This is a genomic window from Staphylococcus sp. OJ82 (assembly GCF_000294465.1).
GTDB lineage: Bacteria > Bacillota > Bacilli > Staphylococcales > Staphylococcaceae > Staphylococcus > Staphylococcus equorum.
Genome location: NZ_ALPU01000002.1, coordinates 22,442 through 37,003, shown reverse-complemented (window position 1 = coordinate 37,003; position 14,562 = coordinate 22,442). Strand labels below are relative to the sequence as shown.

The 14,562-nt window shown below is 31.1% G+C and carries 14 protein-coding genes; 8 read left to right on the top strand and 6 right to left on the bottom strand.

Annotation, left to right across the window (positions count from 1 at the left end):
- The first annotated feature begins 223 nt into the window (after positions 1 to 223).
- From SOJ_RS14525 to SOJ_RS01600, 3 genes are all read left to right on the top strand, one after another.
- Complete coding sequence (locus SOJ_RS14525; RefSeq protein WP_002506316.1) at positions 224 to 367, top strand: hypothetical protein; 144 nt, start codon at positions 224 to 226, stop codon at positions 365 to 367.
- Positions 368 to 772: 405 nt separating this feature from the next.
- Positions 773 to 1,402 (top strand): ATP-binding cassette domain-containing protein, encoded by a 630-nt coding sequence (locus tag SOJ_RS01605; protein ID WP_037539396.1) that lies wholly within the window; start codon positions 773 to 775, stop codon positions 1,400 to 1,402.
- Positions 1,403 to 1,420: 18 nt separating this feature from the next.
- The gene (locus SOJ_RS01600) at positions 1,421 to 2,143 is read left to right on the top strand and encodes a peptide ABC transporter permease (RefSeq protein ID WP_002506314.1); all 723 of its coding nucleotides are present in this window, start codon (positions 1,421 to 1,423) and stop codon (positions 2,141 to 2,143) included.
- 287 nt (positions 2,144 to 2,430) lie between these two features.
- Here the strand turns inward: SOJ_RS01600 and SOJ_RS01595 are convergent, their stop codons facing one another.
- From SOJ_RS01595 to SOJ_RS01585, 3 genes are all read right to left on the bottom strand, one after another.
- The gene (locus tag SOJ_RS01595) at positions 2,431 to 2,820 is read right to left on the bottom strand and encodes a tautomerase family protein (RefSeq protein ID WP_002506312.1); all 390 of its coding nucleotides are present in this window, start codon (positions 2,818 to 2,820) and stop codon (positions 2,431 to 2,433) included.
- A gap of 127 nt (positions 2,821 to 2,947) precedes the next feature.
- A complete protein-coding gene (locus SOJ_RS01590; RefSeq protein ID WP_002506311.1) occupies positions 2,948 to 4,447 on the bottom strand; it encodes a sodium:solute symporter family protein in 1,500 nt (499 codons plus the stop codon).
- 25 nt (positions 4,448 to 4,472) lie between these two features.
- Positions 4,473 to 5,852: an LLM class flavin-dependent oxidoreductase gene (locus tag SOJ_RS01585; protein WP_002506310.1), complete on the bottom strand. Its 1,380-nt coding sequence runs from the start codon at positions 5,850 to 5,852 to the stop codon at positions 4,473 to 4,475.
- Between the two features lie 410 nt (positions 5,853 to 6,262).
- On the opposite strand from SOJ_RS01585, the gene SOJ_RS01580 reads away from it, so the two are divergent.
- On the top strand, positions 6,263 to 7,027 hold the full coding sequence (locus SOJ_RS01580) for a 2OG-Fe dioxygenase family protein (protein ID WP_002506309.1): 765 nt from the start codon (positions 6,263 to 6,265) through the stop codon (positions 7,025 to 7,027).
- 72 nt (positions 7,028 to 7,099) lie between these two features.
- On the opposite strand, the gene SOJ_RS01575 is transcribed toward SOJ_RS01580, so the two are convergent.
- Positions 7,100 to 7,459 (bottom strand): DUF1304 domain-containing protein, encoded by a 360-nt coding sequence (locus SOJ_RS01575; RefSeq protein WP_002506308.1) that lies wholly within the window; start codon positions 7,457 to 7,459, stop codon positions 7,100 to 7,102.
- Positions 7,460 to 7,531: 72 nt separating this feature from the next.
- The gene (locus SOJ_RS01570) at positions 7,532 to 7,873 is read right to left on the bottom strand and encodes a helix-turn-helix domain-containing protein (protein WP_002506307.1); all 342 of its coding nucleotides are present in this window, start codon (positions 7,871 to 7,873) and stop codon (positions 7,532 to 7,534) included.
- Positions 7,874 to 8,062: 189 nt separating this feature from the next.
- Here SOJ_RS01570 and SOJ_RS01565 point away from each other — a divergent pair, with 189 nt between their 5' ends.
- On the top strand, positions 8,063 to 9,067 hold the full coding sequence (locus SOJ_RS01565) for an NADP-dependent oxidoreductase (protein WP_002506306.1): 1,005 nt from the start codon (positions 8,063 to 8,065) through the stop codon (positions 9,065 to 9,067).
- A 123-nt stretch (positions 9,068 to 9,190) separates the two neighbouring features.
- Here SOJ_RS01565 and SOJ_RS01560 read toward each other — a convergent pair whose 3' ends face one another.
- Positions 9,191 to 10,609 (bottom strand): sodium:solute symporter family protein, encoded by a 1,419-nt coding sequence (locus tag SOJ_RS01560; protein WP_002506305.1) that lies wholly within the window; start codon positions 10,607 to 10,609, stop codon positions 9,191 to 9,193.
- 269 nt (positions 10,610 to 10,878) lie between these two features.
- Here SOJ_RS01560 and bioB point away from each other — a divergent pair, with 269 nt between their 5' ends.
- From bioB to SOJ_RS01545, 3 genes are all read left to right on the top strand, one after another.
- The gene (gene bioB / locus SOJ_RS01555) at positions 10,879 to 11,862 is read left to right on the top strand and encodes a biotin synthase BioB (RefSeq protein ID WP_002506304.1); all 984 of its coding nucleotides are present in this window, start codon (positions 10,879 to 10,881) and stop codon (positions 11,860 to 11,862) included.
- A 306-nt stretch (positions 11,863 to 12,168) separates the two neighbouring features.
- Positions 12,169 to 13,422: an ATP-grasp domain-containing protein gene (locus SOJ_RS01550; RefSeq protein WP_002506303.1), complete on the top strand. Its 1,254-nt coding sequence runs from the start codon at positions 12,169 to 12,171 to the stop codon at positions 13,420 to 13,422.
- A complete protein-coding gene (locus tag SOJ_RS01545; RefSeq protein ID WP_002506302.1) occupies positions 13,415 to 14,515 on the top strand; it encodes a hypothetical protein in 1,101 nt (366 codons plus the stop codon). Before SOJ_RS01550 ends, SOJ_RS01545 begins: the two co-directional genes overlap by 8 nt.
- Positions 14,516 to 14,562: the final 47 nt, after the last annotated feature.

Genomic DNA, 14,562 nt, shown 5'->3' with positions numbered 1-14,562 from the left:
TTAATACTTTTACAGTTGAAAAATGTGTCATTTGAAAACGTTTTCTCATTAGATTTTATGGTTATATAATAAAACTAAAAGACAAACCTAATGCTTTTTAGCACAGGGTTTGTCTAGGTTTTAAAATATTTTCTTTATTATGGAAAAAGTTAAAAATAAATATGTTTAACTTCTTTGATATGTGGAATCATAGTAATATAACATTTTAAGGAGGCGTTTATTTATGAGTAAGTTTGACGAGTATAAAGATCAAGCAACAGATAAAGCTAAAGATAAGGCCAACGAAATTAAAAATGACGACGAGAAAAAAGAAGAATTGAAAGACCAAGCAACAGACAAAGCTAAAGACTTAAAAGATAAATTCTAATTTTTGAAATATAGTTAAATTAAAATAACCGCCAATGATGAGATGACTCATTATTGGCGGTTATTTTAGTGGTTTAAGTTAGTGATAATATTTGGTTTTCTTTCCACAATTTGGAGACAGTTCAATTATATTTTTCTATGTGTATATAAAATTTTAACGTTCTTTTTACTATAGAAATTCAATTTTGACAAAATTATGTATTTAAGCAATTCAATAAATATATTTTTGAAAATTTTTACCGTTACTATAAAATGAAATTAGATTGTGTGTTATAATACTTTCGAATAACACCCTCCTTTCTTTAGATGAATTTCATAATTTTACGAAAAACCATTGGTTGGTTCTATTAGTACAAGGAATAGGGATAATAATTACTGTTAATACTTTAATACATTGGCTATTTTATTGGGGAAATCATATTTTTTAAAATTAAAGAATAAAGAATTAGTTTCAAATTCAGATTTATATTTTTATGAGGGGAAAATAAATCATATTGTTGGAAAAAATGGTGTTGGTAAATCACAACTAGCTAAAGATTTCATATTAAATAGAAATGGTTGTATACCTAAAGTAGTGTCACAAAACACAACTCTTATTTCTAGTTCATCAAATGTACCTAATGATATAAGTAAGGATTTTCTATTTGATTTACTGAAATGCAAGTTTAATAATGAGAGTAAATTTAAAGAGATTAGTAAGATGCTTAATCTAGAGTCAATACCTAGCAAGATTCTCATTAAAAATTTAAGTGATGGTCAAAAACAAAAATTAAAATTATTAAGTTTTTTACTAGAGGATAAATCAATAATAATCCTAGATGAAATTACAAATGCTCTAGATAAAAAGACAGTTAATGATATTTATAGTTTCCTAAATAAATTCATCTCAGATAACCCTTCAAAAGTAATTATAAATATAACACATAATTTATCAGATTTAAGTAGTATAAACGGCGCGCAATTTTTATTTAAAGATAAACGCATTGAAGAATATACATCAAAAGATCATCTAATAAATGATTATATTAACTTATAAAGATAAAGAGGTGTAAAAATGTTATTAGAATTTAAAAAGAGTATTTCAAATAAAATAATTTTGACATTAGGTATATTGTTCATTTTTGTATTTTTATTAGGTTATTTTTTACCAGTTGGTATAGATAAAGTTAGCAATTTGACATATGGACAATATTTTTTCAGCACATACACGGTAGCTACTGAATTTGGTTTTTTATTATTCTCTTTCATAATTGCTTATTTCATAAACAAAGAATATAGTAATAAAAATACATTGTTTTATAAGTTACTTGGAGATAACGTATTTAAATTCTTTTATAAAAAAGCTGCTATTTTATTTATTGAAAGCCTTATATTTTTAACAATTGGTTTAACAATAATTTCTGCTGTTTTTTCAAATTTTTCGCACTTTTTACTATTACTCACTTTATTTTCTTTAGTACTCTTACAATATATATTGATTATTGGAACTATAAGTGTACTATCGCCAAATGTTCTTATAAGTATAGGCATAAGTATTATTTATTGGATAGGATCAATCATACTAGTTGCAATAAATAAAACTATTTTTGGGATAATTGCTCCGTTTGAAGCTAGTAACAATATATATCCATTAGTCGAGCAAGTATTAAATGGTAATAAAGCGTTTTTACCTGCAAATCAAATTTTAACTATATTTATATTTTTCCTGATATTATTTGTAGTCAACTTCATACTTTTAATTTTTGCTAAAAAGCGGTGGTTAAAATTAGGGCTATAACTTTTTATGATACTAGCCCTTTGAATGCAAACCCGGACACACTTGATTAGACAAATTTTATTGTTAAATTGAGCGTATCGATATTTCCACTATTACTTAATTATAAAAATGACGACGAGAAAAAAGAAGAATTGAAAGACCAAGCAACAGATAAAGCTAACGACTTAAAAGATAAATTCTAATTTTTGATAAACACAAAAATACACTTCCGCTACAAAGTGGAAGTGTATTTTTTATGCTTTATATAAGTGTTGTCATCTAACGAAATAATATGTCCTTTAGTTAGATTATAAATCACCTGTTAAAAATTGTGCTTCACCGTTAAAGAAACTCCAGTTTTCATCGGTATTTTCTACTAAACTAATCATAATATCTTCTTTACGAATGCCTACTTTTTCATGTAACGTATTCACTAAATTTTTGTAGAATGTCGTTTTTTGTTCTTTTGTTCTCGGTCTTGAAACAATAGTAAATACAATCACGTCATCCGTTCTTTCGATGCCTAAGCCTGTATCTAATATTTCCATTTCATAGTCCTCATGTTGATTCACAATTAAATATTTATCACCTTTTGGTGCTTGAAACGCATCTAACATCACGTTATATGTGATATCTAAAATACTTTTTATTTCCTCTTTTTCTCTACCTTTGATCATGTCTAATTTAATTAATGGCATGTAAATGCTCCTTTTAAAATTATTTATTTATCTTTATTTGAATATCCGACTTTTAACGAAATAAACACTACAACAAACATTCCTAGAAAACCATATAACCATATCGATAACATCTCATTAACAAACATTAATTATTACCTTCTTCTACATTATATTTTTGATTATCTTTTGGCTTGATGAAAAATGCAGCAATTGTAATTGTTGCGATACCGATAAATGTTGCTACTGCCCCTGCCGACATAGTACTTGGAATAATACCGCCGAAGTAAATGACTAAATATGAACCTAGCCCTACAAACATAGATAACTCTGCTGCTCTCGCTGGTGCTTTCCTTTTAGCGTATATGGCATGTAAGATAGGACCTAATGTGCCCGCTGCGATGCCTGCTATTCCAATCCACATAATGTCACTCATATGCTTTGGTGGTTGTAAAACAAGTAAAAATGATAATAAACCTACAATTGGCACACTGATTTTACTTATTTGAAATGCAATTCTATTCGCTTTTTCATCACTAATATTTATTATTTTTCTTTTAACTAAGAACTTCAAGAATATATCATTCGCAAATACTGTAGAAATAGATACAAATAATCCATCTGTTGTCGACATTGCTGCAGCTAAAATGACCACACCGAAAAGTGCTACAATCACTGCAGGAAATGCCCAAATGATATAGTCAAGCAGTGCTAAGTCTGACGTTTCGACACTATCTCCAAGCGCGACACGAGCGAATATACCACCGAATAGCACGAGTAGACATAGCCCCGTGACCATAATATAAGTATTAATCATTTTTCCTAAATCTTTTTCATTTTTCAAACCTAATATTTTATTGAATAAATGTGGTGCAGAAGCAAACGCCCACTGTATAACGATTGCACCTAAAACCATGGCAAAAGAGTTGAAATGTACAGATTCTGGATTAAATACCTTAACTAAATTTTCATTTTGGTTAGATAAATTATTTGCGATACCAGCAAATGTACTTGTTATACTCCCTTTCCAAAAAATAACAATTCCTGAGATAAATACAGCAAGACCTGCAATGGCCATAATTACAACTTGAATCGCATCGGTATAGATATCTGCAAGTGCGCCACCAACGTATACGTAAAGTACAACAATAACCGCAATAAAGACGAGTCCGCTAAAGTAAGACATACCGAGTAAATATTCAAAAATCCTTGCGCCTGCAACAAACTGGCTGGCTATATAAAATATATTAAAAAGAAGGATAATGCCAGTACCTACGCGCATTATATCACTATCGTAAAAATCTCCTAACCAATCTGGAAGCGATAAAGATTTTTGATTTGTATTCAATTTCCTTACCTTTTTAGCCACCATTAAGACACCCGTGGGTCCACCAATAAACATGGCTAGAAATAACCATAAGTTATTAAGACCCCATTCATATGACCAACCGGGATAGCCTAAAAAGGTGGCTGCACTTAAGTATGTTGCTGCAAATGATAGTCCAAGCACTCTAGGCCCAATGTTACCGCCACCAGTGGCAAAATCAGCAATATTTTTCATCTTACGTGAACTGATATAACCGACAATAACCATGACTATCATAAATAATATGAAGCCTATCCATGTATAGAGAGTAATTTCATCCATTGTTCTTTACTCCTTTTTTATTAATTTATATAAGAGTATTCGCTGCACTCTTGTTTTTTGCTGGATGATTTTCCTTTATTGTTTTTTGATCTTTACCGAACATATTTTCACGAAGTGTTGTGCCTTCGTATTCTGTTCTATATAGACCTCTTTTTTGTAATTCAGGGATAACATAATCGACAAATTCTTCAAATGTGCCAGGTGAATAACTTTGGGCGATATTAAACCCAGCGGCCCCACCTTCAAGCGCCCATGATTCAAATTTATCAGCGACTTGCTCTTTCGTTCCAATAAATTTAGCTGTGCCATTGCCTAGACCATGATTTTTCACAGCTTCTCTGAGTGTCCATTTATGGTGTGGGTCTTTGGTATACATATTAAGATTGCCTTGCATCGCTTCCGTCTCAATATCTTCTATATACTGATCTGGGTCATACTCTGAAAAATCAATGCCTGTATGTCCACTTAATAATGATGCGGAACCTTCATAGCTAATATGTTCTGTTAATGCTTCGTATTTTTGATAGGCTTCTTCTTCTGTTTCTCCGATAATTGGGAGTACCATAGGGAATACTAAAATATCTTCTTTACTTCTGCCATGCTGTTCAGCTCTTGTGTGTATATCGTCTACATAGCTTTTCAATGATTCTACTGAGGTATGTTTCGTAAACACTGCTTCTGCATGTTTCGCCGCAAACGTTTTACCTTTTTCTGAAGCACCTGCTTGAAATAATACAGGTGTTCTTTGAGGTGATGGTTCAACTATATGAGGTCCTGGCACACTAAAGAATTCACCTTCGTGGTTAATTTCATGCACTTTATCAGGGTCCGCGTACGTATCCGTGTCTTTATCGTTAACTACAGACCCATCTTCCCAGCTGTCCTCCCAAAGTTTATAAACGACTTGGAGAAATTCATCTGCTCTGTTGTATCTTAAATCTTTTGGCAATCGTTCTTTCAATCCTAAGTTAATCGCTTCACTTTCTAAATAAGAAGTGACAACATTCCAACCTAAACGACCATTAGTTAGATGATCTAATGTAGATAATTGTCTAGCTAAACTATACGGTTGTGCATATGTAGTAGAAATTGTTGGGGCAAAGCCAATATGTTTTGTCACTGCAGCCATAGCAGAAATAATCGGTATAGGATCGTGCGCAGGCAGTTGAACTGCATGCTTAATTGCAGCATCACTCGATTGATTATAAACACTATATGTTCCTAAAACGTCTGCAATAAATATAGAATCAAACTTACCTTTCTCTAAAGTTTGCGCAATATTTATCCAATAATCTAATTGATTATGATGTGCACCTTGGTCTTTGTCATGTTTCCATAATCCAGATGAATGTGGGGATGGTGAGTTTTGAACAAATCCATTAAAATGTATCTGCTTCTTCGGCATATGTTTTTCCTCCTAAATGTAGTTTCGTTGTGCTTAATAGTGACTGTTGAGGAAATTTTAAAATTTAATTTAATATTTTTTGAATTACTTTACTCATTTCCTAAGATGAAAATTCTCAATATATAGAATTTTCAGATAATATCTATGCTAGTAAATATAGCGAATATTATATACTTCGTCAACACCAAAATGGTAAATAATATAAGAATAGTCGGATTAAATCGGTAAAATGTTTTTGTTCATTTTTAGAAAATCAAAATTTATCGATATTTGTGTTTGCTACTTACAATGGTATAAAATATAAAAGAGATTATTAAGTCACATATATAAGAATCATGAACAATTGGACGCAATTAGTACGGACATTCAAACATTATTAGATTTAAAAACAGAAAGGATACTATTGAATAATGAATAAATTACAAAAAGATGGTTATTCAAGATATGATTTAATGAAAAGTTTAAATTATGAGGGTATTGAACAAGATTATAATGAAATATTAGCGTACTTTGCTGATCTACCTGAAGATGATTATGCCCCTAACCTTAATAGATATAGAAGATACTCTAGAGCAATCGTGTTACCTGGCACAGAAGATGTTTTTTGGCTTCCTACCATTGAAAGAAATGGCGTTGATTATTCTGCCTATTTTCAAGGGAAGTTTAATCCAGAACATTCTGGCTCATATAGAGAATTCCATTCTATTGATGAAAATATAAGAAGTAATAAATTGTTGAACGATATTATCATAGCCAACTATCATGAAACGTTTTGGAACGAAGAAGATAAAATTTTACCGATTCATGTGGGTGTGCATTTCGTTAAATTGTATGTAGAAAATGACGGAGATAAAGCTGTTTCCTCACCGAACTGTTTACACCAAGACGGGGAGCCGTTTACTTTTGCTCATTTAATTGAAAGAAAGAATATTGTTGGTGGAACGAATGCTATCGCTGTACCGGAAGCTGCTGGGAATAATCCGGAAGATACTGATGAAAACAATATAATAGAAGTTTTTGAAATGGAGAACCCTTTAGAATCCTACGGCGTTTACGACCCTAATGTAAGTCATTATGTGAGTCCAGTTGAAAAAGGATCAGAACAAGGTACAGGTCTTAGATCTGTCATTTTAATTGATTACCAACAAACAGTTGTTGCAGATGTCGATGAATAATAAAATCCCCCTACTTGTATAACAGTAGGGGGATTTTAAAGTTCATCATTACGGCAATAAGTTAAATCCAAACTAAAAAAGCAATGCAATAAGTGCGATTATAGGGAGCCCGCCTTGTTTTAAAATTATAGATTTTTGACTAGTAATTGCCCCATATACGGCAACTAAAATGATATAAATTAAAATACAAGTAATTAATTCTCTAGGATTATGGGAAAAGAACAGCGCATATAATAACATCACACCAAGAAGTCCATTGTATACACCTTGGTTTTTCATAAGAACCTTTAAATTGGGCTGCTTTAATTCTTCTTGCTTAATATTGAATATTTTACTAGTTCTAAGGGAAGTCGTTTTAATCGTTTGTAATATCATTATATATATAAATTCAATAGCAACTAATAAAACTAAAATTACTGTAACAATACTCATAAATGAATACACCTCTTTTTCAAATGAACTTTCCATATATTAATATCACAACTTTAACTGGGGAGTAATAAATTAAGTGATTTGAAGTAACTCTCCTTCAATAACTCCAATTCTTTTGTTCAATACTTCTTTTTGGTTATTCAAAACCCCTAAATGTACTTCTAATATTGTTTTTATATCTATTTCATTATCATATAGCATACCTGTATTTTTTTTGATTTCTTTTAAACTCATATTCAAATTACTTAAACATTTTATGAATTTTATCATTTCAATATCATCTTTACTATAGAGCCTTTTATTATTAGTATCTCTTTCTATAAATTTTAATATCTCCTTTTTTTCATAAAATCTTAATTTACTTTTACTTATATCACATATGCTTGCTACTTGATCAATATAAAATTTTTCCAATGTAAGCACATCCCTTCTCTTAAACTAAGGTTTAACTGTTATCTTATTATATAACCACGCAAGAGGAGGAAAAACAATTAAAAAGCTTTGATTTTCATACTTCAAAAGCAATCATTATTACAAGAAATCATTTTATTTAAGCAAGTCAGTTTAAACACTAATTAAAAAACATTAAAACGGAGGATTATTATGCAAAATGAACAAGTTGTATTAAACGAAAGACCAGAAGGATTACCTAAAGATGACACTTTTAAATACGAAGCAATCCAAACAGCGGAACCTAGTACAGGTGAAGTACAATTAAAATCTATTTATATTTCTGTGGATCCTTATATGCGCGGAAGAATGAATAATTCAAAAAGTTACGTTAAACCTTATGAAATCGGCAAACCAATTGATGGGCATGTTTTAGCGAAAGTTATAAAATCCGAAGTAGAATACTTGGAAGAAGGAGATTATGTTACGGGTGTCTTACCTTGGCAAAGAATAATCACTACTGATGCCAATCAAGTGACTAAAATACCTTCCACTGAAGTTCCTCTACATTTATACTTAAGCATTTTAGGAATGCCAGGTATGACAGCATATACTGGTTTGTTGGAAATAGGTAAACCAAAAGAAGGAGAAACAGTTGTTGTATCTGCTGCTTCAGGCGCTGTAGGGTCTGTAGTAGGACAAATTGCTAAAATAAAAGGCGCAAAAGTAGTTGGCATTGCCGGTGGAAAAGAAAAAACACAATATTTAACAGACACATTAGGCTTTGATGCGGCTGTTGATTATAAAGGTGATGATTTTGAAGCACAACTTGCCGCATCTGTACCAAATGGTATTGATGTATATTACGAAAACGTCGGTGGAAAATTATCAGATGAAGTTTTCAAACATTTAAATACATTTGCACGTGTACCTGTTTGTGGTGCAATCTCAACTTACAATAATACGCAAACTGAAATGGGACCAAGAATTCAAGAAACACTAGTTAAAAGCCAAGCCCTAATGCAAGGTTTTGTAGTAGGACAGTTTGCAGAGCATTTTAAAGAAGCAAGCGAACAACTTGCCAAATGGGTAGCTGAAGATAAAATAAAATCACAAGTAACAATCGATGAAGGTTTTGATCAATTGCCTAATGCATTTAGAAAATTATTTTCTGGTGAAAACTTTGGTAAACAAGTGGTTAAAATATCAGAAGAATAACTTGAGATATAATCTAATATGAAAGTATATGATATAAAAAACACAATTAGCTTATAATAAAAATCTCACTCATCAAATAAGATGAGTGAGATTTTTATTATAAAGTTTTGGTGAACTGTTTGCTTAAACTGTTGCGTAATCTTTTTTACCAAAGAATGTTACAAGTAATAACATAATTATTGATAGTGGCAACCCAATTAAGATTGGATGTAGACCAAACGGATGACCTAGTATTTGCCATATTACTGCTGAACCAAGCCCACTCCACATTGCAATGTTACCTGCAAGCTTCGTAGGTTTTTTCCAAAATAGACCGAACATCACTGGCGCAAGTAAGCCTGAAACTGACATTGCAGTACCTGTTACCATAAGATCTACTAATCCTGGGATCATAAGCGCCAATACTAAAGAAATCACAGCTACGATTAACACTGAAAGTTTACTATATAACAGCATTTTATTCTGATTATCACTTTTCACATTTGGTTTTATAATATCGTTAGCTATAGATGAAGAACCTGCAATAAAGAAGGAATCCGCACTAGATATGACTGCTGCTAATAATATTATAATCATTACAAGGACTAATGGAAATGGGAACACGTTTTGGATGACATTATAATAAACTAATGGGGTTTCTGCTATGTCCAAATTCAAACCAAACTTAGCATAGACACCAATAAATACTGTCATTGCACCTAATGCTACCGCAATAATCATCGAGAGGCCATAACCATTTCTCGCAGTTTTCAAGTCTTTAGCTGCCCAAATACGTTGCCACACATCTTGTCTGATAAATTGATAAAAAGCTAATGTTAACAGATAAATTAAGATTTCATTTGGTGTGATATTAAGGAAGTTCAACATATCATTTTGATTTTGGCTACTCGCATTAGCTTTAATTTCGCTCCAATTACCTGAGTAGAATATAACCACAAAGAATAGTACTATGATACCAATCGTTAGCATCGTCCCTTGAACAACATCTTGCCAAATCACAGCTTTTAAACCGCCGAGATAAGTTTTTATAGTCAGCAAGATACATCCTATAATAATACCCGCTGTCATATTTAATCCTATTGTTAAATTCAAAATAGAAGCAATTGCAACAAACTGCATACCTGTCATCGCACAATAAGCAAATAAGAAACTGATAACAGTTGGAATACGTGCTGATTCTCCATAACGAAGCGCAGTATAATCACCGATTGTTACCATATTGTGCTTTTCACCTAATAATCTAATACGTTTTAATAAAAAGAATGCAAGTACGATAACAGCGGCCATCATAGTTATATGAATCCACTGCTGTCCCATACCTAATGTATAACCATTCTCTATATAACCTAACAATGTCGCGCCACCTACACCAGTGCTGACAAATGTTAAAATCAGTGGCCATAATGTTACCGTTCTACTTGCCATATTATAGTCATCATAAGTTTTAATTTTTCGTTGTATGTATACAGACATGAGCAATAGAAAAATAAAATAAATAATGATCGTAAATCCTAAAATTAATTGTTCGCTACTATTAAACACTACACTATCCCCTCGTAAATATATTTTTTACAATGACTTTAGTTTATCGTGACTACTTAGATGAATCAAATCAAATTTTAAGTTTTTGTAAATTTTATTCAACTTCCTTAAGCAAGTTGAATATAAAACCTTGTTCCCCCCTCATCAGAATTTTCAGCTAGTACGGAGTTAATGTAAACCATTTTTTATTTTAGTTTACATTTACATAGAAATAGCCTTATTATAAAAAGGAGAAACTATTAAAGCCTAATTAAATGAGGAGAATTAATATGAAATTAGCTGAAAACATTTTACAAGGGAAAATATTAACTAAAGATACGTTGCTAAAAGTATATGAAGATTCTAACGTAGACACATTAGATTTATTAAACGAGGCTTACATATTAAGAAAACACTATTACGGCAAAAAAGTTAAATTAAACATGATTTTAAATGCAAAAAGTGGTATCTGTCCTGAAGATTGTGGTTATTGCGGTCAATCTAGGGATATGAAACAAAAGCAGCGCTATAGTTTAGTGCCAGAAGAACAAATCGTTAGTGGTGCCAAAGTAGCGCATGAAAACAATATAGGCACTTATTGTATTGTTATGAGCGGCAGAGGTCCAAGTAATAAAGAAATTGACCATATAAGTAGAACTGTAGAAGAAATAAAATCAAATCACCCACAGTTGAAAGTATGTGCATGTCTTGGATTAACCAATGATGAGCAAGCTAAAAAACTCAAGGCAGCTGGTGTCGATAGATATAATCATAATATAAATACAAGCGAAAACTACCATGAAACAGTTGTAACTACACATACTTATAAGGATAGAACCAATACTTTAGAAATTATGAAAGCAAACAATATTTCACCATGTTCTGGTGTCATTTGTGGTATGGGAGAATCAAATCAAGATATTATTGATATGGCATTCGCCTTAAAAGAAATTGATGCCGATAGTATTCCTATTAATTTTTTACATCCTATTCAAGGCACAAAGTTCGGAGAAATGGATGAATTAACTCCCATGAAATGTTTAAGACTAATTGCTTTATTTAGACTGGTTAATCCATCTAAAGAAATTAGAATTGCTGGAGGTAGAGAGGTTAATTTACGTTCACTACAACCTTTAGCTTTGAAGGCTGCAAATTCAATATTTGTAGGAGACTATTTAATTACTGGAGGACAGCCAAATCAACTAGACTATAAAATGATTCAAGATTTAGGTTTTGAAATTGACTTTGGATACAATGAACTGCAAGAAGAATAAAACTTTATTTTAATAAAAAAAACTGGGGATGAAATCAAAAATATGAAATTTGATTTCATCCCCAAACTATAACTTTAAAATCCTTTAATATATTAACCTCAAATCTGTACGCTAACTTAGATCATGATACTTCTTAATCAATCAGCTCACTAAGTTTTTCCAAACTTCTAATCAAGACAAAGTAACACTATATAAAATAAATCACAATACTATAACAAAATAATCATTTTACCAATTGTTTAAATTTACATTAATATGGTATTATTTTTATGTAATAAAATATGCATAAAAATTAAGGAGGCTAATATGGAAGAATATTTACTGTTATTAGGAGCTGATCAATTCCTTAGAGAACGATCATATGCCGGTGGAAAATCAATAGGAGATTTTCAGATATGGACAGCAATAAAAGGTTCGAAATATAAATACAATGCTTATTTTGATTTTTGTATTGATGCAGACCCCTTAAGTTATGAGGATATAAAAAATGAAATAGACTATTATAAAGCACAAGGTTATGAACCTAAATCTATAGTTCCTTTAAATGATTGGACACTTAAAGTAGCTAATAAGTTAAACAAAGACTACGGGTTGCCTTACCTTGATGATGAAGTCGTAGAAGCTTGTAGAAATAAACATCTAATGAAGAACGTATTTGAAAAAGCTGATATCCCTACTCCAAAATCGAAACTTTTTGAAACTATTGAACAATTGAAAGAATTGATACAAACATTTGAATTTCCCGTTATTATAAAACCTGTAGATTTTGGTGGTAGTGGCGGTGTTTACTTAGCTCATAATGAAGCAGAATGTAAGGAAGCTTACATGAAATCTCAAAAAGTTATGGCTGCTTATGCTGATTCTTTCAAAGTTTCTAAAAATACGTTTCTTATTGAAGCATTTATCGATAGCCACGAGGAAGTGTCTGTAGAAGTCTTATGTGGTGAAAACTTCTATGAAGTAATCACTGTCACAGAAAAATATTTATCTCCAAGACCTTGGTTTACTGAAATGGGCCACTTAGTTCCTAGCCACAGATATAAAGATGAAAATATTAAAAAACTAGCAATACAATCATGTAAATCTTTAGGAATTAATCGTGGGGTAGCTCACATAGAAATAAAAATCAAAGACAACAATCTATACGTCATTGAAGCCGCAGCTAGACCAGGCGGAGATGCTATTATGGATTTAGTTGAATCTTCTTACAGCATTAACCCCTACCAACTACATATTTCAATGTATATAAACAACAAACTCAAACCTCCATTCACATTCAGACCAAACAGCACATCAGCAATAGCTTTCATGAAGGCACAAAAAGGAAAAATAACAAATATCAATTTCCCAGATATATCAAAAGATACCGAAATTAAGCGTATCAGTTTATTAAAAAATATCGGTGATATCATAAGTGATCCTGAAAATTGGAGCAGTCGTGATGGTTTAGTACAATTTAGCTGGCCCGATCTACCAACTACTAAAATATATAAACATATAAATAAAGCTAATGATTTAGCAAATAAAATTTTTGATAGTAGTGATGATTATAATGAATAATTACTTAATCATTACGGCTTTATATAGATTTATCTGTGGTGGATTAATTCTAGCGATTAACTGGGAATTAGCCAGTCCTGAATCTACAAGTGATTTAGCGATTTCAACTATTCTCTCATTCGTTCCTGCAATATTCACTCCATTTTTAATCAATTTATTTTTCAAAAATTATTCAGGCAGTAACCTTACAAAGTTATCTTTTTTAGGAATATTTTTTATAGTTATCGCTATCACTATGCTTTACCAAAACACGCTTTTATTAATACTTTTGAATTTTGCTTTATGGATTGTATTTTTCCTATTAGAAACAAGTTTAGAATTGTGGTTTTCTGAATTAGTTGAGAATAAAAATGAAGAATTTATTAATAAATATATTTCTCTTTCAATGACAGTCAATCAAGTCGCTTTAATGATAGGCCCTTTGTTTATTGCAGTAATTATGAAATTCATTGCTTTATTTTGGATTTTTTTAATATACGGGATAGTCTACTTCTTACTTCACTTAGGCATTAAAAAAGTAAAATTGATTACACATGATGTTACCTGTGAAACTGCACATACTTCAAAGGAAACTGTAAAAATAGTTCATTACCTAATTGGTATGCTTATGTGGCCAATATTAGGAACTATCAATTTTATGTTACCTACATTTACAGCATATAAAAATCGAGAGATACACGAAGTAGCATTATTAGATAGTGCTTTAGGCCTTGGTATGGCACTTATCGGTATTTTACTTAGTAAGTATATGTCCTATAAATGGATGAATATCTTTTTAATTATAAGTATATCAATATCTGTTCTGTGGTATTACTACGAGGATACAATAATAATAAAACTGCTATTAATGCTATGCTTTGGTATATCTTTTGGTGGTGCAAGAATCATATTCAGAAAAATAATCGTGACAGAATACGCAAGTCACACTGTAAAAAGTGTTTATTCCCTGGGAAATGCACTCGGCCTACCCATTCTTTCTGTTTGTATTTATCTAGGCATGTTGAATTTGGATTTTGTTTGGTTACCCTCATTCATTTTATTAACTATATTACTTATTTTACTTAAAACTCAATACCAAAAAGGAGCTCTGTAGATAAAAACTCAAATAGTTAAATTATAAAATTGATTATATTGAACAAA

Excerpts from the sequence above, each read along its gene's own strand:
- SOJ_RS01565 (WP_002506306.1), top strand. The coding sequence starts at position 8,063 with ATGCAAAATGAACAAGTTGTATTAAACGAAAGACCAGAAGGATTACCT.
- SOJ_RS01580 (WP_002506309.1), top strand. The coding sequence starts at position 6,263 with ATGAATAAATTACAAAAAGATGGTTATTCAAGATATGATTTAATGAAA.
- SOJ_RS01545 (WP_002506302.1), top strand. The coding sequence starts at position 13,415 with ATGAATAATTACTTAATCATTACGGCTTTATATAGATTTATCTGTGGT.
- SOJ_RS01590 (WP_002506311.1), bottom strand. The coding sequence starts at position 4,447 with ATGGATGAAATTACTCTCTATACATGGATAGGCTTCATATTATTTATG.
- SOJ_RS01575 (WP_002506308.1), bottom strand. The coding sequence starts at position 7,459 with ATGAGTATTGTTACAGTAATTTTAGTTTTATTAGTTGCTATTGAATTT.
- SOJ_RS01585 (WP_002506310.1), bottom strand. The coding sequence starts at position 5,852 with ATGCCGAAGAAGCAGATACATTTTAATGGATTTGTTCAAAACTCACCA.
- SOJ_RS14525 (WP_002506316.1), top strand. The coding sequence starts at position 224 with ATGAGTAAGTTTGACGAGTATAAAGATCAAGCAACAGATAAAGCTAAA.
- bioB (WP_002506304.1), top strand. The coding sequence starts at position 10,879 with ATGAAATTAGCTGAAAACATTTTACAAGGGAAAATATTAACTAAAGAT.
- SOJ_RS01595 (WP_002506312.1), bottom strand. The coding sequence starts at position 2,820 with ATGCCATTAATTAAATTAGACATGATCAAAGGTAGAGAAAAAGAGGAA.
- SOJ_RS01550 (WP_002506303.1), top strand. The coding sequence starts at position 12,169 with ATGGAAGAATATTTACTGTTATTAGGAGCTGATCAATTCCTTAGAGAA.
- SOJ_RS01600 (WP_002506314.1), top strand. The coding sequence starts at position 1,421 with ATGTTATTAGAATTTAAAAAGAGTATTTCAAATAAAATAATTTTGACA.